The following is a 24,577-nucleotide window of genomic DNA, read 5'->3' on the forward strand; positions in this document are numbered from 1 at the left end:
CTGCAGGAGCTTCGTCATGAAAAGTGCCTCTTTCCACCCGACCCGCCGCGCCGTGGCCGGCCTTGCCCTGGCAGCGCTCGCCGCACTCGCCGCACCCGCGCATGCCGGCGGCGATGGCGCCTGGCCGGCCCAGGCGGTCACCATCCTCGTGCCGTATTCGGCCGGCGGCAACGTCGACGCCATGGCGCGGTGGATCGCGCCGGACCTGTCGCAGCGCCTGGGGCAGCCGGTGATCATCGAGAACCTGCCGGGCGCGGGCGGCATCATCGGCACCGACAAGGTGGTGCGCGCCAGGCCGGACGGCTATACGCTGCTCATGTCCGTCGAGAGCGCCATCGTCATCGCCAGGATGGTCACGCCGTCGACGGTGCGCTACGACGGCCTCAAGGACCTGATGCCCGTCACCCTGCTGGGCGCCCAGCCGCTGGTGCTGGTGGGCAAGCCCGGCCTGGCCGCGACCACGGCGGCCGAGCTCTACGCCGACATGAAGAAGCACCCCGGCCAGTACAGCTACGCCACCTCCGGCGTCGGCACCTCGCTGCATCTGGGCGGCGAATGGCTCAAGCAGAAGGGCGGCGTCGACCTGGTGCACGTGCCGTATCGCAACGGCCCGCAGATCGTCACCGACCTGAGCGGCAACCAGCTCGACCTGGCGGTGCTGCCGCTGTCGATGGTCATGCAGCAGGCGCGCGCCGGCAAGGTACGCATCTATGGCGTGCTGGACGACAAGCCTTCGCCGGCCATGCCTGACGTGCCGCCGCTGGGCCGCGTGGAACCCGCATGGAAGGGCGCCGACGTGACGGTGTGGCAGGGCATCTTCGTGCCCAGGGGAACGCCGGCGGCAATCGTCTCGAAGCTCGACGCCGCGCTGCGACAGGTGCTGGCGCAGCCCTCGGTGCGCAGGAACTTCGACGACGGCGGCGTGGTGCCGCTGGGACTTGGCCCGCAGGCGTTCGCGACGTTCCTGCAGGGCGAGCAGGCGAAGTTCGGCGACATCGTCGCCAAGGGGCAGATCCGGGCCGAGTGAAGCCGGCCGGAATGGCCCGAAGCGCGGCCGAACCCGGGCCGCCTGACGCATACTCCCCGGCGTAGTGCAGGACAGCATCGCGCCCGCAGAGGCGCCGACAGGGGGGAACCGGAAGGCATGGCAGACAGGCAAGCCGTGCGAGCGGCCTGGCCTTTCGTGGCCTTGGGCGGCTTCGTGCTCGGCAGCGCAGGGCAACTGCAGCAGGCGACGCTGTGGCCATGGCCGGCCTACGCGGCGCTGATCGCGGCCGGCGCGGCGGTGGCGACGGCGCTGGCGGCGCGGCGGTGGCCCGGCGCAGGCCGTGCGGACCTCGCGCTCGCGCTGCTCGCTGGCGCCGCAATCGGCGCCGGCCTGGCCGGCGTACGCGCCTGCGCCTTCGCGGCGCAAAGCCTCGATCCCGCGCTGGAAGGGCGCGACCTGCTGGTCACCGGCGTGGTGTCGCAGATGCCCCAGCACCTGGGCAACGGCCTGCGCATGCGCTTCGACGTCGAGGCCGGTCCGCCGGGGGTGCGGTTGCCGCCGCGCATCAACCTGACCTGGTATGCAGCCTGGCCGGGGTCCAGCGGGGCCACGCGCCCCGCGCCGCCACGACTGCGCGCCGGCGAGCGCTGGCGCCTGCCGGTCCGCCTGAAGGCGCCGCACGGCAACGCCAATCCGCATGGCTTCGACCTGGAGCTGTGGGCCTGGACGCAGGGCGTGCAGGCCAGCGGCTATGTCCGAACGGCGCGCGGCGTCGACGCTGCACCAGTGCGGCTGGCGCGGGCCGGCTGGCGCCATCCGGTCGAGCAGGCGCGCGAAGCGGTGCGCGAGGCGATCGCCGCACGCGTGCCGGACGCGCACCAGGCCGGCGTGCTGACGGCCCTCGTGGCCGGCGACCAGGCCGCCATCGCGCGGGCCGACTGGGACCTGTTCCGCGCCACCGGCGTGGCGCACCTGATGAGCATCTCCGGCGTGCACGTCACCCTGTTCGCGTGGCTCGCCGGGTGGGCCATCGGTCGCCTGTGGCGCGGCAGCAGCACGCTCATGCTGCGCTGGCCGGCGCAGCATGCCGCGGCGGTCGGCGGCGTGCTGCTGGCCGGCGCCTACGCGTTGTTCAGCGGCTGGGGCGTACCTTCGCAGCGCACCGTCTGCATGCTGGCGGCGGTGGCGCTGCTGCGCAGCGGCGGCGTGCGGTGGCCATGGCCGCTGACCTGGCTCGCGGCCTGCGCGGCGGTGGTGGCGCTCGATCCCTGGGCGCTGATGCAGGCAGGGTTCTGGCTCAGCTTCGTGGCGGTGGGCGTGCTGTTCGCCTCCGATGCGGGCAATGCGGCGGACGACGGGTCGCGCTGGCAGCGAGGGCCGTTGCGGCTGGTGCGGGAACAGGCGGTGGTGACGCTGGCACTGACACCGCTGACGCTGCTGCTGTTCCAGCAGGTCTCGCTGGTCGGCCTGCTGGCCAACCTGCTGGCGATCCCGTGGGTGACGCTGGGCGTCCTGCCGCCGGCCCTGCTGGGCGCGCTGGTGCCGGCGCTGTGGGGCCTGGCGGCGTGGATGGTGCAAGGCCTGATGGCCGTGCTGCAAATGCTCGCCGCGTGGCCACTGGCCCAGCTGTCGCTGCCGGCGCCGCCGCTTTGGGCCGGCATGGCGGGCATCGTCGGTGGCTTGCTGGTCGCGATGCGCCTGCCGGTGTCGATGCGCGTGCTGGGCCTGCCGCTGCTGCTGCCCGCGCTGCTGTGGCTGCCGCCGCGGCCGCCGCACGGCGCCTTCGAGGTGCTGGCCGCCGACGTGGGCCAGGGCAGCGCGGTGCTCGTGCGCACTGCCGGCCACGGCTTGCTGTTCGATGCCGGTCCGCGCTATGGCCGCTCCGGCACGGATGCCGGCGAGCGCCTGCTGGTGCCGATGCTGCGCGCGCTCGGCGAACGGCCGGACATGCTGATGCTCAGCCACGGCGACAGCGACCACACCGGCGGTGCCGGCGCCGTCCTGGCCGCGCATCCGCAGGCACGCCTGGCCGGGTCGCTGCCGGCGGGACATGCGCTGCGCGCCGGTCGGCCCTTCGAGGCATGCGCCGCGGGACGGCGGTGGACCTGGGACGGCGTGCGCTTCGAGGTGCTGCATCCGTTCGAGCCGATGGCGCAGGCCGGGAGCAACGCGCGGGCCATGTCTGCCAACACGCGGTCGTGCGTGCTGCGCATCGTCGCGGCCGATGGCGCCGCGGCCCTGCTGACCGGCGACATCGAGGCGGCGCAGGAAAGCGCCCTGGTGGCGCGTGCCCATGGCGCGGCCCTGCGCGCCGAGTTGATGGTGGCGCCGCACCACGGCAGCCGCACCTCGTCGACGGCCGGATTCATCGACGCCGTGCAGCCGTCGCTGGTGGTGTTCCAGGCGGGTTACCGCAACCGCTTCGGCCATCCGGCGCGGCAGGTGCGGGCCCGCTATGAGGCCGCGGACGTGGAGGCGATGGATACGCCGGCGTGCGGCGCCGTGCACTGGCGCAGCCTGCAGCCCGATGCGTGGGCTTGCGAGCGCCGGTTGCGGCGCCGCTACTGGCATCACGTGGCGCGCCTGCCGGCCTTGCGTTGACCGCCCTGCCAGGCGCGACGGTCAGCGCGGCGCGGCGCCCGGCGCGACACCGGCGCCGCGCACCTCGAACTGCACGCTGTCCAGCACCCGGCCGCGCGCATCGGCCAGTTCAAGCGTATGGCGGCCGGGCCAGGGCAGCCACTGGGCCTGTGCGCCGCGGGCGACCGCGCGTCCGTCGACGCGCCATTGCAACTGGCTTGCGCCGGCCGTGTCGCTCGCGCCGTCTTTCACGCCGTCGGCCTCGAAACGCATGCGCTGGCGGTCCGGCGGGATGTCCGGGTCGAGCGCCAGCAGCGTGCCGGCGGCCGGGCGCGTGATGCGTGCCGGGTTGGTGCCGTCGTCTGCCCGCGTCGGCTTCAGGCGCTGCGCGATGAATTCGGATTGCTCGGTGCCGGCAATGAACCATTCGCTGCGGGCCGCCTCGATCGGGGCGCCGTTGCCTGCGTCGTCTTCGTCGTCGGGGCCGAAACGCACCGGCACCTGGCGCAGGCCATCGGGCGGTGCCGGTGCATGGCTGGGCACCTGGCGATGCAGCGACCGCATCAGCTCGCTCCATACCGGCGCCGCGCCGCTGACGCCGCTCACGTCCCACATCGGCTCGCCGCCGGCGTTGCCGATCCATGCCGCCACGGTGTAGCGTGCGCTGAAGCCGACCGCCCAGTTGTCGCGCATGTCCTTGCTGGTGCCGGTCTTGACTGCGCTCCAGAAGGGCGTGCCCAGCAGGCTGTCCAGCCCGAAGGTGCGCGCGCGGGCGTTCGGGTCGGACAGGATGTCGCCGATGATGAACGCGGCGCGCGGGTCCATCACCTGCACCGGCGCCGGTGCCGGGTCGCCCGGCAGCAGGCGCACCGGTGCCACGCGCCCGCCGTTGGCCAGCGCGCGATAGGCGTTGGCCAGCGACAGCAGCGTGACCTCCGCGCTGCCCAGCGCGAGGCTGTAGCCGTAGTGGTCGCCCGGCCGGTCGATCGGCAGTCCGAGCGCGACCAGCCGGCGCGCGAACGCGTCCGGCGTGACCGCCACGAGCGTGCGCACCGCGGGCACGTTGAGCGATGCCGCCAGCGCGGTGCGGACGCTGACCAGTCCCTTGAAGGTGCGGTCGTAGTTCTGCGGGATGTAGAGGCCCCCGGGCGTGGGAATCTGTGCCGGCGAGTCTTCCAGCAGCGAGGCGGCTGTCAAACGCTGCTGCTCGATGGCCTGTTCGTACAGCAGGGGCTTGAGCGTGGAGCCGGGCTGGCGCCGGGCCAGCACCGCGTCGACCTCGGGCGCGCGGCTCCAGGCGCCGGACGACCCGACCCAGGCCAGCACGTCGCCGCTGGCGTTGTCCAGCACCACGACCGCGCCGTCACGCACGTGCCGGTCGCGCAGCTCGCGCACCTGGCGTTCCAGCACCGTGGTCGCCAGCCGTTGCAGCGGCGCGCTCAACGTGCTGCGCAGGCGCTGCGGCGCGCCGGCCTCGCCGGGATGGGCGTCGCGGTAGCGGCGCAGCACCTGGCGCGCGGCGTGCGGCGCGTCGCCGGCGCTGGGCGCGAAGTCGCGCCGCTGCAGCACCGCCTGGGTGTAGAAGGGCAGTGCGGTGCAGTCGGCGTTGGCGGCGTCGGCGGCGCGCCAGATGTCGCAAGCGCGCCGTGCCACCTGCCCGGCTGCCGCGTTGGGCGCGCGCACCAGCGCGGCGGTGACGGCCGCCTCGCGCGCGTCCAGCCCGTGCGGCGCCTTGCCGAACAGCTGGCGCGACAGCGCGTCGATGCCGACCAGTTCGCCGCGCAAGGGCAGCAGGTTGAGGTAGGCCTCCAGGATCTGGTCCTTGCGCCAGTGCCGCTCGAGCTGAAGCGCGCCGACGGCCTGGTCGACCTTCTGCCCGAGGTCGCGGCGGCCGGCGCCAACGTCGTCGTCCAGCAGTCCGACCAGCTGCATCGTGATGGTCGAGGCGCCGCGCGTGCGGGTGTGCCACAGGTTGCCCCAGGCGGCAGCCGGCACGGCCTGCCAGTCGACGCCGCTGTGGGCCCAGAAGCGCCGGTCCTCGCTGTACAGCAGCGCACTGCGCAGCGCGGCGGACACGTCGGCCAGGCCGGTCCAGGCGCCGCGCCGCGCGCCGAAGTCGGTGCGCAGGCGCTGCAGCGGCTCGCCGTCGCGGTCTTCCACCACGGTGTACGAGGGGCGCCAGGCGGCGCGCACCTGTTCGAACGAAGGCGCGTCCGCCCGCGCCGCGCCCAGCCCCAGCAGCGCGGCGGCGGCCAGCAGGCCGGCGCGCGCGGCGCTGCGCGGAGCGCCTGTCACCGGGCCTCCACCTGCACGCGCGCGTTGGGCGACATGCCGAAGATGTCCGGCGCGTACATGGCCTCGATGCGGGTCGGCGGCAGCGCGAAGTCGCCGGCGTTGTTCAGCCGCAGGGTGTACTCGACCTTCATGCTGCCCTTGGGCAGGTACTCGTAGTAGGCGCGATAGGCCTCGAAACTGCGCTCCTCGAAGGCCGGCCAGGCGCCGCGCGGTCCGCGCTCGCCCTGCGTGGCGATCTGCGAGTCGCGGCCCAGGCCGCTGCCCAGCAGCGTGGCGCCGGCCGGCACCGGGTCGCTGAGCACCACCCAGGCGAGGTCGGTGCTTGCGGTGACGTCGAGCGTGACGCGCAGCACGTCGCCCCGGCTGTAGCGGCCGGGCGGCAGGTCGGTGCGGGCCTGCTGGACCGGGCTCACGCTGCGGCGCACGCGCAGGCCGGCGTCGAGCGGCTCGGCCAGCGGCACGGCGGCGCTGGCCTGCAGCGTGAGCCAGGGCTGGCCGCCGCCGTTGTGCCTGACCTGCAGCGTACCGGTGCCGCCGGCGGGCCAGGGCAGGAACATCGCGCCGGGCTTGGCATCGGCGCCGCCGGCCGCGCCGCCGTTGCCTGCCGCGCCTGCTGCGCCTGCTGCGATGCGCCGCCAGTCGACCATGGCTTCCTGCGGCGCGCCGCCCGCGGCGGGCTGCAGCTGCGCCATGGTCCGCCCCTCGACCGGATCGCGCTCGAACGTGGCGCTGAACTGCGCGAGCGCCAGGCTGCCCCACAGGTTGGCGGTGGTGGTGCGCCAGGCGCCGCGTACCTGACGGCCGATCAGGCCGGTGGCGATGCGGCCCACGTCGTCGCGCCATGCCGGGTCGTCCATCACCGCCAGCAGCAGGCGCGCCGCGTTGACGTCGGGGCCGGCCATCAGCCACCACCAGTCGTCGCCGCGCTCGTCGCCGAGCAGCAGGCGCGTGCCCTGGAACGACAGGCGCGCGCGCAGGATCTGCTGCGCCTCGTCCAGGCGGCGCGCGCGTTGGGGGACGTCCTTCACGCGCTCGAGCAGTTGCAGCCAGTCGATGACTGCCCCGGTGGGCCACTGGTTGGGCGCGATGGTCAGCGACGTGGTCATGGCGCCGGTGGCCCGGCCGTGGCGCGACAGGGCTTCGAGCGCGGCGAGCTTGCGCACGTCCAGGTCGCTGCGCGGGCTCCAGAACTTGCGCTCGAGCTTGCCTTCGACGAAGGCGACCAGGCCGTCCTCGAGCCGGCGCTGCATTTCGGGCGGCAGGGCGAAGCGCTTGTCCAGCGCGGCGGCCTGTCCGCTGGCCGCGAGCAGGTAGCTGCTGAGCGTGTCGCTGCCGCGCTCGTCGTCGCCGCTGCGCGGCGGGAAGTAGCTGGCCAGTCCGTCCTTGTCGAGGTAGGTGGGCAGTTCGGCCACCAGCGACTGCCAGCGCCCGGCGTCCTGCAGGCCGATGGCGATGCTGGCCTTCTGCTCCAGGCACGCGTACGGATACCGTTCGAACCAGGCGCGCACGCCGGGCAGGCCGTCGGCCAGGCGCGGCTGCACCTGCATCTGCAGGCCGCCGCGCGGCTGGCCGTTGTCGGCAAGGGCGCCCGCCGGCGCGGCCACCTCGACCTGGTAGGGCGCGCCGAGCGCGTCGGCCAGCTGCACCAGCGTGCCCTGCTGCACCGACAGTGGCAACGCGGGCAGCAGGCGCTGGCTGATCTTCAGCGCGTCGCGAGCGCCGCCCTGCACGTCCTCGGCCTGGATCTCCCAGGTGAGCGCCTCGCTGCGGCTGCGCGCGGGCTGCGCCGGCGCGGTCACGTCCCATCCCACTTCGCGCGACTGGCCGGCGGGAAGCTCGACCGTCTGCGGCTCGGCGGCGATCTGCGCGGCATGCGGCGTGAGCCTGACGGTCATCGGCTTGGCCGTGGTGTTGCGCACGGTGACCTGCGCGCGGAACCGGTCTTCCTCGCGCACCAGCGGCGGCAGGCCGCTGATCAGCTGCAGGTCCTGCGTGGTCTCGATGGTGGTCTGCCCGGTGCCGAACAGCCCGGTGCCCGCGTCGGCAATGGCTACCAGCCGGAAGCGGGTGAGCGCGTCGTTGAGCGGCACGCGCACCTCGGCCTGGCCTTGCGCGTCGAGCACCACGCGCGGCTGCCACAGCAGCAGGGTGTCCAGCAGTTCGCGGGTGGGCTTCTTTCCGCCGCCGCCGCCGGGCGGCGCGGCCTTCTTGCCGAAGTGCCGCCGGCCGACGATCTCCATCTGCGCGGTGGCGGTCTCCACTCCCCAGCTGCGCCGCTGCATCATTGCCTCGAGCAAATTCCAGCTGTCGTTGGGCTGCAGCTCGAGCAGCGCTTCGTCGACGGCGGCCACCGCCACCTCGGCACCGGCGGCCGGCTTGCCGTCCGGCAGTGTGCCGCGGATGCGCAGCAGCGCCTGGCCGCGCACCTGGTAGCGCGGCTGATCGGTCGACAGCGCCAGGCCGATGCGGTGGGCGTCCGTGCCCACGCGGATCTCGGCGGCGCCGAAGCGGAAGCTCGGCTTGCTCAGGTCGACCATGGCGCCGGGCGGCACGTAGTCGGCGCCGGCCTCGCGGAAGGCCTGCCACCAGGCGCGCGGCGAGCGCCAGCCCCAGGTGAAGAAGGAGTACCACGGCACCTCGTGCAGGCGCCCGCGCAGCGCCAGCACGCTCAGGTAGACGTTCGGTCCCCATTCGGGCCTGACCTGGAGCGTCACCGTGGGATCGCTGCCGTCGATCCGCACCACCTGCGTGTCGAGGACGCCCTCGCGCTCGACTGCCACGAGCGCGGTGGCCTGGCGGTACGGGCTGCGCACCTGAAGGCGCGCGGTCTCGCCCGGTTGGTAGGTCTTCTTCTCCGGCAGAACGTCCATGCGGTCGTGGTCCTGGCCGCCGAACCACAGTTCGCCCCGTCGCGTGACGTACACGCTGGTGGCCGCTGCGCTGGTGCGCCCCTGGTCGTCGCGCGCCAGGGCCACCAGTTCGACCTCGCCGGGCGTCTCGAGCTTCGCCTTGCACTCGAGACCGCCGAGCGCGTCGCTGCGGCCGCTGCACACCGTGCCCAGGTCGCGCGTCTCGGTGTGGTTGTCGTAGCTGTAGAAGCCGCCCACCAGCCGCTTGCGGCTGCTCGTGGTGACGTGCGCCACGGCCTTGACCTCGATCGGCACGCCTGCACGCGGCTTGCCGGCCAGGTCGAGCGCCAGCGCCCGCAATGCCAGGGGCTTGTCGACGGACACCCAGTCCTCGGCGCGCAGGCCGGCGATCACCCCGGCCGGCCAGACCGTGCGGCTGCCGCGCAGCGTCTGCACCTCGCCGTTGGGATCGGAGTAGCTCGCCTCGAGCACGAGTTCGCGCGGCGCCTGGCCGATGCGCGGCAACGGCGCGATCGGCACGCGCCCGTCGCCCTGGTCGTCGAGCCTGAGCGGCAGGCGATCGGCCACCACGCGCGTCTCGTCCTGCGGCAGGTCCGCGGCGTCGGTGGCGGCGTCCGCGCCCTTGCGCGGCGGCGAGAAGCTGAAGGTCTCGTAGTCGGCGAAGTCCGGACGGTGGGGGCGCATCATGGCCGAGACCTGCACCGGCGTGCCGCCGGCCGGGCCGCCCGCCACGTACTGAAGATGCACGTCGGCATCGATGTGCTCGGGCGCGATCAGGGGTGCGTCGCCGCCGGTGCCGATGCGGCCCGACAGCACCGGCAACCGGAAGTCCTCGACGCGGAAGCTGCTGCTCACGTAGCTGCGGCTCCGCTCGTCACCGGCGGCCGGACGCAGCTCGACGCGATAGCGGCCGAGCCTGGCACCGGCCGGCAGCGCGAAGGTGTTCTCGGCACTCAAGCCTGCGCTGCCGGTCGTGCGCCAGGCCAGCGGCTGCGTGAACTCCTGGTCGCTGCCCTCGTGCACGATGGCCAGCAGCGCCGGCCTGTCCTTGGGCAGGCCGAAGCCGTTGCCGGTCTGGCTGCGCAGGTAGTGCTTCATCGACACGGTCTGCCCGGCTCGCAGCAGGTTGCGGTCGAACACGGTGTGCGCGACCACGTCCGGCTCGGGCGAGTCGCTGGTGGGAAAGTTGAAGCGCCAGCCCTCGATGCCGCGCTGCCAGTTGCTCCAGACGAAGGCCAGGTCCTGCACGCCCTGGGCGTCGGTGGCGCGTGCGCTGACGAACCAGGCGCGCTCGTCCCATTCCTCGGCGCCGGGGCAGGCCGGGGGCTGGCCGGACAGGGCAGGGAAGCGGGCGCGGCCCTGGTCGTCGGTGCGGGCCGCGGCGACCTCGTCGCCGGCGCAGCTGCGCACACGAACCTGTGCGCCGGCCACCGGCATGCCGCGGTCGAGCGTGGTGACCCAGGCGAGCGCGTTCTCGCGGCCCTGCTTGAAGTGCACCGCCAGATTGGTCACCAGCGCGCTGGTACGGACGTACATGGTGCGCGAATCGCCGTAGCGCGGATCGAGCAGCGACTGACCGAGCCGCGGCGAGGCCACCTCCAGCACGTGGAAGCCCGGCGCCAGCGGCACGCCGATCACCTCGAACGGGCGCTCGCCGCCCGCGCCCGCCTCGGGGCGAGGCAGCTCGGCCCGGCGTACGCCGTCGCGGCCGCCGAGCAGCGAGACGGCGCGCGTCTCGACGTCGTCGCGGTCGTTCTCGTCGCGCGGCGCCGGCAGCGGCTGCAGGCTGTCGCGCCGGGCGTCTGCGCGGGCGATGGTGCCGCCGTCGTAGCGCGGCAGGCGGCGGCTCCAGCGGATGATCTCGGCGTCGTCCTGCGGGTTCAGGTCGGCCAACTGGCGCACCTGCAGATCGTTCTCCACCCGCCGCAGCGTGATCGGCAGGTACGCGCGGCCGTCCGGCTCGGCCAGGCGCTCGATCACCCCGAACGGTGACGCGGCGAACTTGGCCAGCGGCGGCATCTGGCCGGTGGCCACGCGCATCGGGAAGGCCTGCGGCGTGGCCAGCGGGCGGCCGGAGGCGTCCTGGAAACCCTGCGGCAGCTCGATGCGGTATTCGGTGCTTTCGGCGAATGGCGGCTCGAAGCGCAGTTGCGAGATCAGGTCGTCCGGCGAACCGCCTTCATCGATGACCGGCGTGGCCGGCTGCGCGCCACCGGCCAGGCGGACTTGCCCGGCCAGGGCGCGCGTCACCGGTGCGTTGAAGCGCAGCGTCATCGGGCGGATCGGCAGGCAGCCGGCGCGGGCGTTCTCGCGCTCGCAGGCGAACTCGGCCGCGAAGGGCTCGCGCACCTGGAAGTCGAAGCGCCGTTCCACGGTGCCGGCGACGCCCGACGGTGTGCGTACGCCGCTGCCCCAGACCAGCTGGAGCTTGGCGCCGGCCGGCAGGGTGCGCTTGCATTGCAACGCGACGAAATGGCGTGCCCGGCCGTCACGGCTGTCGGCGATGCCGCGCGCGCGCAGCAGGGTCTGTAGCGTGGCGTCGTCGAGCCGGCGCACCGGCACGCGCTCGCCGATGCCTTCCACCGCGCACCACACGGCGCTGTCGAGGCTTTCGGGCGAGGCGGCGCCGTTGAGTTCCAGCAGGAACGCCTGGTCTTCCTCGATCCGGCCGCCGCCGGGCCAGCGATCGATGACCGCCGGGCCGCCGGTCTGGAACCGGTACCGGGTGGACGCCGAAAGCGCCTCGCCGCCGGACGAGCGGAATTCGGCGCGGGCCGAGACGGTGCAGCTCACGCCCGGCGGCAAGGCCTGGCGGAAGTCGAATACCCAGCGCCGGTCGCTGGTCCAGCGGCCGGTGCCGAGCGCGGCCTGCGGATCGTCGCACGACAGCGACAACGGTTCGGGCGCGCGTGCATCGCCCAGGCGCACCGCCGGGCCGTCGAACGTGGCGACCACCTGCGTGACCTTGGCCACCTCGCCCTGTGGCGAGAGCTGCGCGACCCGCAGCGCCAGCGCGCCCTGGCTGGCGCCAAGCGCGAGGGCCGCCACCAGCAGCGCACGACGTCGCCGGGCAGGGCGGCACGCACCTTGCTGCGGCGCATGGCCCGACCAAACCTGCAAGCGCAGACCCGCGCCCGTCTCCAAGTTCCTCATGACGTTTTCCATTCCATCCCTTGTGACAGAAGCAAGCTTAGAGCACCCGCGCGAAGCCCGGCCGCCGGCACCAGGCCGCACGAAGAATGCAGGCTGGTCCCGAACTTGCTGCTAAGCTAGCTCGCAGAGGAACGAGGCCGTATGCACAAATTTGACGAGATGTACGACCGGCTGCCCTACCCGGGCGCGCCCATCCGGGAACACTACGAGCGCTACGCGCAGTGGTTGGCCCGCCAGCCGGAGGACCTGATGCGCACCCGACGGGAGGAGGCGGAGATGATCTTCCGGCGCGTCGGCATCACGTTCGCGGTCTACGGCGCCAAGGACGAGGAAGGCGCCGGCACCGAGCGGCTCATTCCCTTCGACCTGCTGCCGCGCATCATTCCGGCCCACGAATGGGCCAGCATGGAAAAAGGCCTCGTGCAACGGGTGGCGGCGCTCAACCGCTTCATCCACGACGTCTACCACGGTCAGGAGATCATCAAGGCCGGCATCGTCCCGGCCGAGCAGATCACCCGCAACGCCCAGTTCCGCCCGCAGATGATGGGCGTGCAGGTGCCCAACGACGTCTACTCCAACATCTCGGGCATCGACATCGTGCGGGCGCCCGACAGCCAGGGCAACGGCGAGTACTACGTGCTCGAGGACAACCTGCGCGTGCCCAGCGGCGTCAGCTACATGCTGGAAAACCGCAAGATGATGATGCGGCTGTTTCCCGAACTGTTCAGCCAGAACCGCGTGGCACCGGTGGCCCACTATCCCGACCTGCTGCTCGAGACGCTGCGCGCCAGCGCGCCGCCGGCCAGCAACGACCCGACCGTGGTCGTGCTGACCCCCGGCATGTACAACAGCGCGTATTTCGAGCATGCCTTCCTGGCCCAGCAGATGGGCGTCGAGCTGGTCGAGGGCCAGGACCTGTACGTCAAGGACGACTTCGTCTACATGCGCACCACCCAGGGGCCGATGCGCATCGACGTGATCTACCGGCGCGTGGACGACGACTTCCTCGACCCGGAGGTGTTCCGCCCCAACTCCACGCTCGGCTGCGCCGGCCTCATGCGCGCCTACAGCGCGGGCAACGTGGCCATCTGCAACGCGGTCGGCACCGGTGTTGCGGACGACAAGTCGATCTACCCGTACGTGCCGAAGATGATCGAGTTCTACCTCGGCGAGAAGCCCATCCTCAAGAACGTGCCCACCTGGATGTGCCGCAACCAGGATGACCTGGACTACACCCTGGCGCACTTGAAAGAGCTGGTGGTCAAGGAAGTCCACGGCGCCGGCGGCTACGGCATGCTGATCGGCCCGGCGGCCACGCATGCCGAGATCGAGGAGTTCCGCGCCGTGCTCAAGGCCAGGCCGGACGGCTACATCGCCCAACCCACGCTGAGCCTGTCGTCGGCTCCCACGTTCGTCGAATCCGGCATCGCGCCGCGGCACATCGACCTGCGGCCCTTCGTGCTCAGCGGCAAGGAAGTCCAGATGGTGCCCGGCGGCCTGACCCGGGTGGCCCTCAAGGAAGGCTCGCTGGTGGTCAACTCGTCGCAGGGCGGCGGCACCAAGGACACCTGGATCCTCGAAGCCACGCGTGCCCGACCGATGTCGCAGAGCCAGTCCCAGGACCGGCAGGCACAGACCCAGACGCAGACGGCGCCCGGCCTCTGACCCGATAGAAAGGCCCAACGATGCTGTCGCGCACCGCCGATCACCTCTACTGGATGGCCCGCTATACCGAGCGTGCCGAGAACACCGCCCGCCTGCTGGACGTCAACTACCAGACCTCGCTGCTGCCGCAGTCGGCCGAGGTCGCCAAGTACGGCTGGCAGGGCCTGTTGTCGATCAGCGAGCTGCTGCCCAACTTCAACAGCAAGCACGACCAGATCACGCCCGAGGCGACCATGCACTTCATGGTGTGCGACGAGGAAAACCCGTCGTCCATCGTCTCGTGCCTGCGCGCGGCACGCGAGAACGCCCGCGCCGTGCGCGGCGCCCTCACCACCGAGTCGTGGGAGACGATGAACACCACCTGGCTGGACGTCACCCGCATGCTGCGCGCCGGCGAATTCGAGCGCGATCCGGGCGCCTTCTTCGAGTGGGTGAAGTTCCGCTCGCACCTGTCGCGCGGCGTGGTGCTGGGCACCATGCTGCAGGACGACGCCTTCCACTTCGCGCGGCTGGGCACATTCCTCGAGCGGGCCGACAACACTGCGCGCCTGGTGGACGTGAAGTTCCACGCGCTCAACACCGAGTTCTTCGGCGCCGCCACCGAGGAAGACCAGGAGTACGACTTCTATCACTGGAGCGCGATCCTGCGCAGCGTCTCGGCGTTCGAGGTCTACCGCAAGGTCTACCGCGACGTGATCCGCCCGGAGCGGGTGGCCGAACTGCTCATCCTGCGCCCGGACATGCCGCGCTCGCTGCACGCGTGCATGCACGAGGTGGTGGAAAACCTGGCCAAGGTGCACAACCAGCAAAGTGCCGAGACGCTGCGGCGTGCCGGCAAGCTGCTGGCCGACCTGCAGTACAGCCGGGTCGAGGAAATCCTGGCCACCGGCCTGCACGCCTACCTGACGCAGTTCCTCGACCGGGTGAACGACCTGGGCGGGCGCATCAGCCAGGATTTCCTGGTGCCGACGCACTGAAAAAGAGCGCGGGTGCGCGGTGCGATACTCGCGCCGTGCATTCGAGTTGCCCTTCCTGCCTCCAGCCGATGGAGGCTCATCGCTTCGATACCCGCCTGGGCACGCAGGTGGAGCTGGACATCTGCTTCGCCTGCCAGGGCCTGTGGTTCGACCGTACCGAAAACCTGCAGCTCGCGCCTTCGGCGGTGCTGGCGCTTTTCACGCTGCTGCACCGCCACCGCGCCGATGCGCACCAACCCATCGGCGACCCACTGCGCTGCCCGCGCTGCCGCCAGCGCCTGGCACACGGCTTCGACGTGGTGCGCAGCGGCCGCTACGTCACCTACCGCTGCGCGCAGGGGCACGGCCGCTTCGCCACTTTCTCCTCGTTCATGGTGGAGAAGGGCTTCGTGCGGCAGTTGACCCGGCCCGAGATCGAGGACTTGGCGCGGCGCGTGGACGCCATCTACTGCACCGGCTGCGGCGCGCCGGTGGACATCCGCAAGGACCACGCCTGTCCGCACTGCCGCGCCGCCTTCTCGCTGCTGGACCCGGCTGCCGTGGAACAGGCCCTGCAGCGCCATGCCCAGGCGGCCGTACGGCCGGACGACGCATCGCGCAGCACCGACCTGGCCGACGCGCTCATGGCCATCGAGCGTGACCGCCTGAAGGCCGAGCGCGAGGAGCGCCGCGAGCGCGTCGACCTCACCACCGACCTGTGGTCGGCCGGGCTCGAGATGGTGTGGCGGGTGCTGTCGCGTTGACGCCGTATCGGACCAGGCAACATGAACGTCACCATAGAACCCCTCGCCCCGCAGCACTTCGCCGGCGTGCGCCGCGTACTCGACGCCGTGGCCCGCGAGAAGCGCTTCCTGGCCTTCACCGAAGCGCCCCCGCCCGCCGCCTGCGACGACTTCCTCGCATCGATCGTGGCGGGGAACGGTTGCCAGTGGCTGGCGCTGCAGGACGGCGCGGTGCTGGGCTGGTGCGACGTCCTGCCCAGCCTGGGGCAGGCCAGGGCGCACGTCGGCACGCTGGGCATCGGCCTGGCGCCACCAGCGCGGCATCGCGGCATCGGCGCGCGCCTCATGCGCGCAGCCATCGACACCGCCTGGGCCCGTGGCGTCACGCGCATCGAACTCAACGTGCGCACCGACAACGCCAACGCCAAGGCGCTGTACGAGCGACTGGGATTCGTGGCAGAAGGCCTGCGTCGCCACGCCTACCGGATCGACGGCGAGTACGTCGACGGCTGGGCCATGGCCCTGGTGCGGGACGCCTGACCTCATGAGTGCGCAGCCGCTTGCCGCTCGCCATTCCCCGCGTACAGGTGGGCGGGCCATCGCCATGATGATGGGCGCGATGACCTGCTTCGTGCTCAACGACGCGCTGGTCAAGCATGTCAGCGAGACCTTGCCGTCAGCGCAGCTGATCTTCCTGCGCGGGGTGATCGCCTCGGTGCTGGTGCTGCTGGTCGCGCGGCGCACCGGCGCCCTGCGACAGGTGCGCGCGGTGCTGCAGCCGCGCGTGGCGCTGCGCAGTGCGGTCGACGCCTGCGCGACCATGATGTACCTGCTGTCGCTGTTCCACCTGCCGATCGCCAATGCCACCGCCATCAACCTGGCGGCGCCGCTGTTCATGACCGTCTTCGCGGTGCTGTTCCTTGGCGAGCGTGCCGGGCGGGCGCGCTGGGCGGCGGTGGTGCTGGGCTTCGCCGGCGTGCTGTGCATCGTGCAGCCCAGCGGCGACGGCTTCAATGCGTGGGCGCTGCTGTGCCTGCTGGGCACCCTGTTCCATGCCACGCGCGACCTGATGACGCGCCGGATCGATCCATCCGTGCCCTCGCTCATCGTGACGCTCGCCACGGCAGTGGCAGTCACCTTGCTGGCCGGTTGCGTATCGCTGGCCAGTCCGTGGCAGCCGTTCGGGCTGCGCGAACTCGGCCTGCTGGGCGCCGCGGCGGCCCTGCTGGCGTCGGGCTATCTGCTGCTGGTGCAGTGCATGCGCAGTGGCGAGGTGTCGCTCACGGCGCCGTTCCGCTACACGGCGGTGCTGATCGCGGTGCTGCTCGGGCATGCCGTCTGGGACCAGGTGCCCAACGGCTGGGCCTGGCTGGGCATCGCGCTGCTGGTCGGCTCGGGCCTGTACATGCTGCACAGCGAACGCAGCCGCCCGCAGGTGGCGGCGCTGGACGCGCAGCCGGAGTGAGCCGGATCGTTCACCCGCCCTGCCCTTGGGCGTGCAGTGTCCACCGCGTCATGGCGCCGATCAGACACCACAGCAGCGGTACCGGCCAGAGCGCGGCGTGCAGCGTGCGCGCTGCGCCGCTCGCGCGCGCCGGCCGCAGCACCAGGAGCAGGCCGATGGTGCCGAGTGCGGTGGGGTCGGGCGCCAGCCCGAAGAGTTCGATCTCGCGCCACGGGCGGCCCGACAGCACGACGGTCAGCCACGGCTGGATGAACAGGGCCGCGCCGAACAGCGCCAGGCCGATCGTGTCGCGCGGCCCGGGTTGGCGGCGCCAGTCGCATGCGGCCGCCAGCAGTAGCAGCAGGCCCTGGAGCGCGTAGGCCGCGGCAAACCAGACGGCGGCCCAGTTGATGTCCGCATAGCGCTGCAGGTGGAGGGCCCAGGCGATCCACAGCCACGCCGCAGCCAGCAGCGCGCAGGCCGCGCGCGCCGTCCGGGGCGCCGAGGCCCTCCTGATCAGCAGCCATGCCAGCGCGAGCGCCAGCGCGCACGCGAGCAGATGCACAGGCCAGGTCTCGGCGTTGTAGCGCTCGAACAGGCGGTGGTACGTGCGCGCGGAAAACAGCAGGAAATCCGACGGCCGGTAGGTCCACCACTCGGACATGGCCGGCCTGGCTAGAGCGACGCGACGTGGGCCGCCATGCGCCGGCGCATGGCGGCGTCGGGCATGGCGCCGCGCGCGGCGCCCAGGTTCTGCCGGACGTGGTCCGCACGGCTGGTCGCGGGGATGGCGCAGGTCACGTCCGGATGCGAGACGATGAACTTGAGCGCGACCTGCGCCCAGCCGTCGCAGCCGATGTCGGCCGCCCATGCCGGCAGCGGATGACGCTGCAGCGCCTGAAGCAGCGCGCCTTGTCGAAACGGGCGGTTGACGATGACGGCGATGCGCCTTTCGCGCGCCAGCGGGAGGATGCGCGCCTCGACGTCGCGGTCGAGCAGGTTGTAGCTGATCTGCACGAAGTCGAGCGGCTGGCTGGCCATGATCGATTCGAACTCGCGGTGCCGCCTTCCCTCGGACGTGGTGATGCCCACGTAGCGCAGCCGGCCGTCGGCCTTCATTTTCAACAGCAGCGGCAGATGGTCTTCCCAGGCGAGCAGGTTGTGCACCTGCAGCAGGTCGAAGCGCGGCACGCCCCACAGCCGGCGCGAGGCCTCGATCTGCGACGGGCCGTCACGGCCGGTGCCGGTCCAGACCTTGTCGGCGGCGAACACGTCGCCGGCGCGGCCGATGCGCGCCAGCCCTTCGCCGACGACCGCCTGCGACGAGCCGTACATGGGCGAGGAATCGATCAGGCGTCCGCCGGCATCGAAGAAGGCGCGCATGACGCCGGCGCATTCCTCGCGCGCGGCGGCATCACGGCCTACGTTGAACGTGATCCACGTGCCCAGGCCGACCGCCGGGACGCGCTCGCCGCTGGAGGGGACGGTGCGCATGGCCAGTGCCTGCGCCGATGCCGGCGCCGGCGACGTCTGCGCCATGGCGGGCGCCGCCGCCAACGGGGCGGCGCCCGCCGCCAGCACGCGCCGAAGGAAGCCTCGGCGGCTGTCCGTAGGGCGTGCGGCGGCCGTCATGCCGTGGCCTCAGGGGGCGATGGCCTGCCGCACCGCATGCTCCCAGCGCGCCATGGCGGCCTCGGCGCGGTCTCGGCTCCAGGTGGGCGTGAAGCGCCGCTCTTCCTTCCACTGGCTGGCCAGCTGCGCCTGGTCGCGGTAGACGCCGCAGGACAGGCCCGCCAGGTACGCGGCGCCGAGCGCGGTGGTTTCGGTGACCTGCGGGCGGACCACGGGAATGCCCAGCAGGTCGGCCTGGAACTGCATCAGCAGGTCGTTGACGCTGGCGCCGCCGTCCACGCGCAGCTCGGACACCGGCGCACCGCCGGCGGCCAGCGTGTCGCGGCTCATCGCGTGCAGCAGCGCGGCGCTTTGATAGGCGATGCTCTCGAGCGCGGCGCGGGCGATGTGCGCCACCGTGGTGCCGCGGGTCAGGCCGGTGATGGTGCCACGTGCCTCGGCGTTCCAGTAAGGCGCGCCCAGCCCGGTGAAGGCGGGCACCATTATGACGCCGCCGGCGTCCGGCACGCTCTCGGCCAGCCCCTGCACCTGGGCGCTCCCGGGAATGGCCTTGAGGCCGTCGCGCAGCCACTGCACCACCGCGCCGGCGACGAACACGCTGCCTTCCATCGCGTATTGCGGCGTGGCGTCGAACTGGGCCGCGCTGGTCACGAGCAGGCCGTTGTGAGACGGCTGGAACTCCTCGCCAGTGTGCAGCAGCAGGAAGCAGCCGGTGCCGTAGGTGTTCTTGGCCATGCCGGCCTTGAGGCAGGCCTGGCCGACCATGGCGCTCTGCTGGTCGCCGGCGACGCCGCCGATCGGCAGCGCCGCGCCGAGCAGGCCGGCATCGGTGTCGGCGAAATGTCCGCTCGACGGCCGCACCTCGGGCATCAGCGCCGCGGGGATGCGCAGCGCCTCGAGCAGCGCGTCGTCCCAGCGGTTGTCGTGCACGTTGAACAGCATGGTGCGCGAGGCGTTGGTCACGTCGGTCACGTGCACCTTGCCGCCGGTGAACTGCCAGATCAGCCAGCTGTCGATCGTGCCGAAGGCCAGCTCGCCGGCCTCGGCCTGGGCGCGCACGCCGGGCACGTTGTCGAGCAGCCAGCGCAGCTTGGTGGCGGAAAAGTAGGCGTCGACGACCAGCCCGGTCTTGTCGCGGATGGTGTCGGCCAGCCCATCGCGGCGCAGCTGGGCGCACAGCGGCTCGGCCCGGCGGTCCTGCCAGACGATGGCATGGTGCACCGGCCGGCCGGTCCTGCGGTTCCACACGAGCGTGGTCTCGCGCTGGTTGGTGATGCCGATGGACTTGATGTCGCGCGCCGTGAGCCCGGCCTTGCCCAGCGCCTCGTGCGCGGTGGCGAGCTGGCCCTGCCATATCTCGACCGGGTCGTGCTCGACCCAGCCGGGCTGCGGGTAGTGCTGGGTGAGCTCGCGCTGCGCCATCGCGACGATGCGGCCATCGGCGTCGAAGACGATGCTGCGCGAGCTGGAGGTTCCTTGGTCGAGAGCGAGCAGGTAGGTCATGGGCGTTTTCAGGGGTTCGCGATTTCGCAGCGCACTTGCGCCTGCTCCAGCAGTTCCGGGAAGGGTTGGGGCGGCGGCGCGTCGGTGAACAGGCAGTCGATCTGCGACAGCTCGGCCAATTGGACCATGGCCGGGCGGTTGAACTTGCTGGCATCGGCCACCAGCCAGACCTCGCGCGCCTGGGCAATGATGGTCTGCGCCACCTTCACCTCGCGCAGGTCGAAATCGCGCAGCGACCCGTCGGCCTCGATGCCGGAGATGCCGATCACCGCGATGTCCACCTTGAACTGCCGGATGAAGTCCACCGTCGGCTCGCCGACGATGGCGCGGTCGCGCGCGCGCACGGTTCCGCCGGCCACGATCACCTCGCAGTCGGGATTGCCGGTGAGGATGTTGGCCACGTTGAGGTTGTTGGTGATGACGCGCAGTCCGCGGTGCCGCAGCAGCGCCTTGGCCACCGCCTCGGTGGTGGTGCCGATGTTCAGGATGAGCGAGCAGCCGTCCGGCACTTTGGCCGCCACCGCCTGGGCGATGCGCGCCTTGCCCAGGGCGTGCAGGCTCTCGCGCTGCTGGTAGCCGATGTTCTCGGTGGTGGAGGAGGGCACGCGCACGCCGCCATGGAAGCGCGTCAGCAGGCCGGCGTCGGCCAGGCGCTGCACGTCGCGGCGCACGGTCTGCAAGGTCACGCCCAGCATGTCGGCCAGTTCGTCGACCGTGATCGCGCCGCGGGCACGCACGGTGTCGAGCAGGTTGATCTGGCGGGGATTCGAATTGGCGAGGGCCATGGCGGCGCGCGGGACGGATGAAGTCGGAAGACGGCAATTGGACTTTAAAACGAACGAAACCGAATGCAACTGAGGGAAAACTCCAGGCAAAATCGAAAGTTAGCGAATCAAAATGAACCGACGCGAACAGAAATGCTCGTCGATCGGCCCTTCACCTTCATACGGATCCTTCGAGGTTGCACGCAGTGAGCGCAGTTCCTTCTTCCTTGTCCTCGCCCTCGTCTTCGCTGCCGGAGGAGGGCGCGACATTTGACGTGCTGGTGGTCGGCGGCGGCATCAACGGCTGCGGCATCGCGCGCGACCTGGCGGGCCGCGGCTGGCGCGTGTTGCTGGCGGAGAAGGACGACCTGGCCTCGCACACCTCGTCGGCGTCGACCAAGCTGATCCACGGCGGCCTGCGCTACCTGGAGTACTACGAGTTCTCGCTGGTGCGCAAGGCGCTGCAGGAGCGCGAGGTACTGCTGCGCAGCGCGCCGCACATCATGTCGCCGCTGCGCTTCGTCATGCCGCACGATCCGGCCATGCGCCCGGCGTGGATGATCCGCATCGGCCTGTTCATGTACGACCACCTGGCGCGGCGCGAGGTGCTGCCTGCATCGCGCGGCATCGACCTGCGCACGCACGAGGCGGGCGCGCCGCTCAAGCCGCAGTTCAAGCGCGGGTTCGTCTATTCGGACGGCTGGGTGGACGACGCGCGGCTGGTGGTGCTCAACGCCATCGACGCGCGCGAGCGCGGCGCGCAGGTCCTGACGCGCACGCGCTGCGTGCAGGCGCAGCGCGACGCGCAGGGCTGGACGGCCGAACTGGAAAGCGCGGGAGGAGAACGCCGGACGGTGCGCGCGCGTGCGCTGGTCAATGCGGCAGGCCCGTGGGCCGAAGCCTTCCTGCGCCAGGTGGCGCGGCCGGCGGGCGCCGAGTCGCTGGCCACGCGCAGCCTGCGCCTGGTCAAGGGCAGCCATATCGTGGTGCCGCAAGTCTTCTCGCACGGGCACGCCTACATCTTCCAGAATCCGGACAAGCGCATCATCTTCGCCATTCCCTACCAGGAGAAGTTCACCCTGATCGGCACGACCGACATCGAACTGGAGGGCGACGATCCTGGCGCCGCGCGCATCGCGGCCTCCGAGGTGGAGTACCTGTGCACGCAGGCCAGCCGCTATTTCGACAAGCCGATCAGCGCGGCCGACGTGGTCTGGACGTATTCGGGCGTGCGCCCGCTGCTCGACGATGCCTCCGGCGACCCCTCCGCGGTCACACGCGACTACATGCTCGAGAGCAATGCGGACGGCGCGCCGCTGCTGTCCGTGTGGGGCGGCAAGATCACCACCTTCCGCAAGCTGGCCGAGGACGCCGCCGACGACATCGGCCGCATGCTCGGCGAGCCGCGTGCGGCCTGGACCGAGGGCGCCTTCCTGGCCGGCGGCGACCTGTCGGCCTGGATTGGCGCGCCAGGCCGGCCGGATGCCGATTTCGACCGCTTCGTCGAAGCCCTGCACGGCCGGCACCCCTGGCTCGGCGAGGCCCTGGCGCGTCGGCTGGCGCGGGCGTACGGCGCGCGCATCGGGCAGGTGATCGGCGATGCGCGTTCGCTGTCCGACCTCGGCGCCCAGGTGGCGCCCGGCGTGTACGAGAGCGAGCTGCGCTACCTGCAGCAGCAGGAATGGGCGGTCAGCGGCGAGGACGTGCTCTGGCGGCGCTCCAAGCTCGGCCTGCACCTGCCGCGCGAGGCCTGTGCGGAGGTCGGGCGCTGGATGGCGGAGAATCCGCCGCGAACAGGAGGGAAGGAGGACGCAATTGCAGCTCAGCCTTGAGCGCGTCACGAAGAAAGTTGGCGCGCAGACCTGGTTGTACGAGTTGAGCATTGCGCCGAGGCCCGGCGCGGTGACGGTGCTGCTCGGCGCTACCCAGTCGGGCAAGACCACCCTGATGCGGCTCATGGCCGGCCTCGATGCGCCCACCACCGGGCGCGTGCGCGTGGACGGCCGCGACGTCACCGGCACGCCGGTGCGCGAGCGCAACGTGGCGATGGTCTACCAGCAGTTCATCAACTATCCCTCGATGACGGTGGCGCGCAACATCGGCTCGCCGATGCGGCTGCGGCGCGAGCCGCGCGTGGACGACCGGGTGCGCGAACTGGCCGAGAAGCTGCACATCGACGCCTTTCTCGACCGCTATCCGTCCGAACTGTCGGGCGGTCAGCAGCAGCGCGTGGCGCTGGCCCGTGCGCTGGCCAAGAATGCGCCACTGATGCTGCTGGACGAACCCCTGGTCAACCTCGACTACAAGCTGCGCGAGGAACTGCGCGAAGAGCTGGGCCAGATCTTCGCGGCCGGCGACTCGACCGTGGTCTATGCCACCACCGAGCCAGGCGAGGCGCTGCTGCTGGGCGGCTACACGGCCGTGCTCGACGCCGGCGAGCTGCTGCAGTACGGGCCGACGGCCGAAGTCTTCCACGCGCCGCGCTCGCTGCGCGTCGCCCGTGCGTTCAGCGACCCGCCCATGAACTTGCTGCCGGGCCAGGCCAGCAGCGCGGGCGTGCAGCTGGGCGGCGGGCTCGCTCTGCCGCTGGCGCTGCCGGGCGCGGCCCAGGGTCCGGTGACGGTCGGCCTGCGTGCCTCGGCGCTGCGCGTGGGCAGTCCTGCCGATACCCGCAGCGGCGAGGTCGAACTGATGGCGCGCATCGCGCTGGCCGAGATCGCGGGGTCCGACACCTTCATGCACCTGGACAGCCCGGCCGGCGAGCTGGTGGCGCAACTCAGCGGGGTGCACCGCTTCGGCCTGGGCGAATCGCTGGTACTGCGCTTCAATCTCGCGCAGGTCCACGTGTTCGACCAGGCCGGCGAACTGGTGCTGGCACCCGACTGGCACAACGGAGGCTGACGCATGGCCCGCATCGACCTCGACCTGGCACATGCCTACCGGCCGAATCCGCGGGAAGACGCCGACTACGCGCTGCTGCCGCTGAAGATGAGCTTTGCCGATGGCGGCGCCTACGCGCTGCTGGGCCCATCGGGCTGCGGCAAGACCACCATGCTCAACGTCATCTCGGGGTTGCTCACGCCGTCGCAGGGCACCGTGATGTTCGACGGCCGAGACGTGACTGCGCAGACGCCGCAGCAGCGCAACATCGCACAGGTGTTCCAGTTCCCGGTGATCTACGACACCATGACGGTCGCGCAGAACCTGGCCTTTCCGCTGCGCAACCGGGGCGTGCCGGCCGCGCGCGTGCGCGAGCGCGTGGCGCGCATCGCCGACATGCTGGAGCTGGGCGGGCAGCTCAACCAGCGCGCTTCGGGCCTGTCGGCCGATGCCAAGCAGAAGATATCGCTCGGCCGCGGCCTGGTGCGCGAGGACGTCTCGGCCGTGCTGTTCGACGAGCCGCTGACCGTGATCGACCCGCACCTCAAGTGGCAGCTGCGGCGCAAGCTCAAGGAGATCCACCGCGAGCTCAAGCTCACGCTGATCTACGTCACGCATGACCAGGTCGAGGCGCTGACCTTTGCCGACGAGGTGGTGGTGATGTCGCGCGGGCGCGCGGTGCAGGTCGGCCCCGCGGAGGCGCTGTTCGAACGCCCGGCCCACACCTTCGTCGGCCATTTCATCGGCTCGCCGGGCATGAACTTCCTGCCCGCGGAGTTCAGCCGCGGCCGCCTGCAGGTGGGCGGCGTCGAAATGACGGCGCCGGGGCCGTTGCCGGAGGGCGCACTGAAGGTGGGCATCCGGCCCGAGCATCTTCGGCTGTCCACGCCGCACGGGCCGGGCGCCGTGCCCGCGACGGTGCAGCGCCTGCAAGACATCGGCATCTGCACCATGCTGACGGCGCAGGCCCAGGGCGGCGTGCTCAAGGCACGGCTGGCACCCGGCACGCCGCTGCCGGCGCTGGGCGACAGCGTGTGGCTGCAGGTGGTCGACCTGCGCACCTGCTTCTACCGCGACGAGCAGCTCATCGCCTGAGCCGCGCCA

16 protein-coding genes are annotated in these 24,577 nt (G+C 71.8%); 10 read left to right on the forward strand and 6 right to left on the reverse strand.

The window, feature by feature from the left end; all coding sequences use genetic code 11:
* The first annotated feature begins 16 nt into the window (after window positions 1–16).
* Window positions 17–1,027, forward strand: coding sequence for a tripartite tricarboxylate transporter substrate binding protein (locus tag VES41_RS17060; RefSeq protein ID WP_324819420.1), 1,011 nt, complete (start codon window positions 17–19; stop codon window positions 1,025–1,027).
* A gap of 117 nt (window positions 1,028–1,144) precedes the next feature.
* Window positions 1,145–3,589, forward strand: coding sequence for a DNA internalization-related competence protein ComEC/Rec2 (locus VES41_RS17065; RefSeq protein ID WP_324819422.1), 2,445 nt, complete (start codon window positions 1,145–1,147; stop codon window positions 3,587–3,589).
* Between the two features lie 21 nt (window positions 3,590–3,610).
* Here the strand turns inward: VES41_RS17065 and pbpC are convergent, their stop codons facing one another.
* Window positions 3,611–5,863, reverse strand: a complete 2,253-nt coding sequence (pbpC, locus tag VES41_RS17070) for a penicillin-binding protein 1C (protein WP_414719160.1) — start codon at window positions 5,861–5,863, stop codon at window positions 3,611–3,613.
* Complete coding sequence (locus VES41_RS17075; protein WP_324819424.1) at window positions 5,860–11,886, reverse strand: alpha-2-macroglobulin family protein; 6,027 nt, start codon at window positions 11,884–11,886, stop codon at window positions 5,860–5,862. The genes pbpC and VES41_RS17075 overlap by 4 nt, the downstream gene beginning before the upstream one ends.
* 141 nt (window positions 11,887–12,027) lie before the next feature.
* Between VES41_RS17075 and VES41_RS17080 the strand changes: the two genes are divergently transcribed.
* The 5 genes from VES41_RS17080 to VES41_RS17100 are packed head-to-tail and all read left to right on the forward strand — an operon-like array spanning window position 12,028 to window position 16,715.
* Window positions 12,028–13,551: a circularly permuted type 2 ATP-grasp protein gene (locus VES41_RS17080; protein WP_324819426.1), complete on the forward strand. Its 1,524-nt coding sequence runs from the start codon at window positions 12,028–12,030 to the stop codon at window positions 13,549–13,551.
* A 20-nt stretch (window positions 13,552–13,571) separates the two neighbouring features.
* Window positions 13,572–14,528 carry an alpha-E domain-containing protein gene (locus VES41_RS17085; RefSeq protein WP_324819428.1) on the forward strand — a complete coding sequence of 319 codons (957 nt, stop codon included), beginning with the start codon at window positions 13,572–13,574 and terminating at the stop codon, window positions 14,526–14,528.
* A gap of 35 nt (window positions 14,529–14,563) precedes the next feature.
* Window positions 14,564–15,271 (forward strand): zf-TFIIB domain-containing protein, encoded by a 708-nt coding sequence (locus VES41_RS17090; RefSeq protein ID WP_324819430.1) that lies wholly within the window; start codon window positions 14,564–14,566, stop codon window positions 15,269–15,271.
* Between the two features lie 21 nt (window positions 15,272–15,292).
* Window positions 15,293–15,790 carry a GNAT family N-acetyltransferase gene (locus VES41_RS17095; RefSeq protein ID WP_324819432.1) on the forward strand — a complete coding sequence of 166 codons (498 nt, stop codon included), beginning with the start codon at window positions 15,293–15,295 and terminating at the stop codon, window positions 15,788–15,790.
* 4 nt (window positions 15,791–15,794) lie between these two features.
* Entirely contained in the window at window positions 15,795–16,715 is a 921-nt protein-coding gene (locus VES41_RS17100; protein ID WP_324819434.1) for a DMT family transporter, read from the forward strand.
* Between the two features lie 10 nt (window positions 16,716–16,725).
* Here the strand turns inward: VES41_RS17100 and VES41_RS17105 are convergent, their stop codons facing one another.
* From VES41_RS17105 to VES41_RS17120, 4 genes are read right to left on the reverse strand one after another with little or no spacing between them, the layout of a single operon-like run.
* Entirely contained in the window at window positions 16,726–17,358 is a 633-nt protein-coding gene (locus VES41_RS17105; RefSeq protein WP_324819436.1) for a DUF6064 family protein, read from the reverse strand.
* 11 nt (window positions 17,359–17,369) lie between these two features.
* A complete protein-coding gene (locus tag VES41_RS17110; RefSeq protein ID WP_324819438.1) occupies window positions 17,370–18,326 on the reverse strand; it encodes an aldo/keto reductase in 957 nt (318 codons plus the stop codon).
* Between the two features lie 9 nt (window positions 18,327–18,335).
* Entirely contained in the window at window positions 18,336–19,829 is a 1,494-nt protein-coding gene (gene glpK, locus VES41_RS17115; protein WP_324819440.1) for a glycerol kinase GlpK, read from the reverse strand.
* Between the two features lie 8 nt (window positions 19,830–19,837).
* On the reverse strand, window positions 19,838–20,614 hold the full coding sequence (locus VES41_RS17120) for a DeoR/GlpR family DNA-binding transcription regulator (protein ID WP_324819442.1): 777 nt from the start codon (window positions 20,612–20,614) through the stop codon (window positions 19,838–19,840).
* 206 nt (window positions 20,615–20,820) lie between these two features.
* On the opposite strand from VES41_RS17120, the gene glpD reads away from it, so the two are divergent.
* From glpD to VES41_RS17135, 3 genes are read left to right on the forward strand one after another with little or no spacing between them, the layout of a single operon-like run.
* Window positions 20,821–22,425, forward strand: coding sequence for a glycerol-3-phosphate dehydrogenase (gene glpD / locus VES41_RS17125; RefSeq protein WP_324819571.1), 1,605 nt, complete (start codon window positions 20,821–20,823; stop codon window positions 22,423–22,425).
* Window positions 22,409–23,494, forward strand: a complete 1,086-nt coding sequence (locus VES41_RS17130; protein ID WP_324819444.1) for an ABC transporter ATP-binding protein — start codon at window positions 22,409–22,411, stop codon at window positions 23,492–23,494. Before glpD ends, VES41_RS17130 begins: the two co-directional genes overlap by 17 nt.
* A gap of 3 nt (window positions 23,495–23,497) precedes the next feature.
* The gene (locus tag VES41_RS17135; RefSeq protein ID WP_324819446.1) at window positions 23,498–24,568 is read left to right on the forward strand and encodes an ABC transporter ATP-binding protein; all 1,071 of its coding nucleotides are present in this window, start codon (window positions 23,498–23,500) and stop codon (window positions 24,566–24,568) included.
* The last annotated feature ends 9 nt before the right edge of the window (window positions 24,569–24,577 follow it).

The sequence above is a fragment of the Variovorax sp. genome, assembly GCF_035634955.1.
Lineage (GTDB): Bacteria > Pseudomonadota > Gammaproteobacteria > Burkholderiales > Burkholderiaceae_C > Variovorax.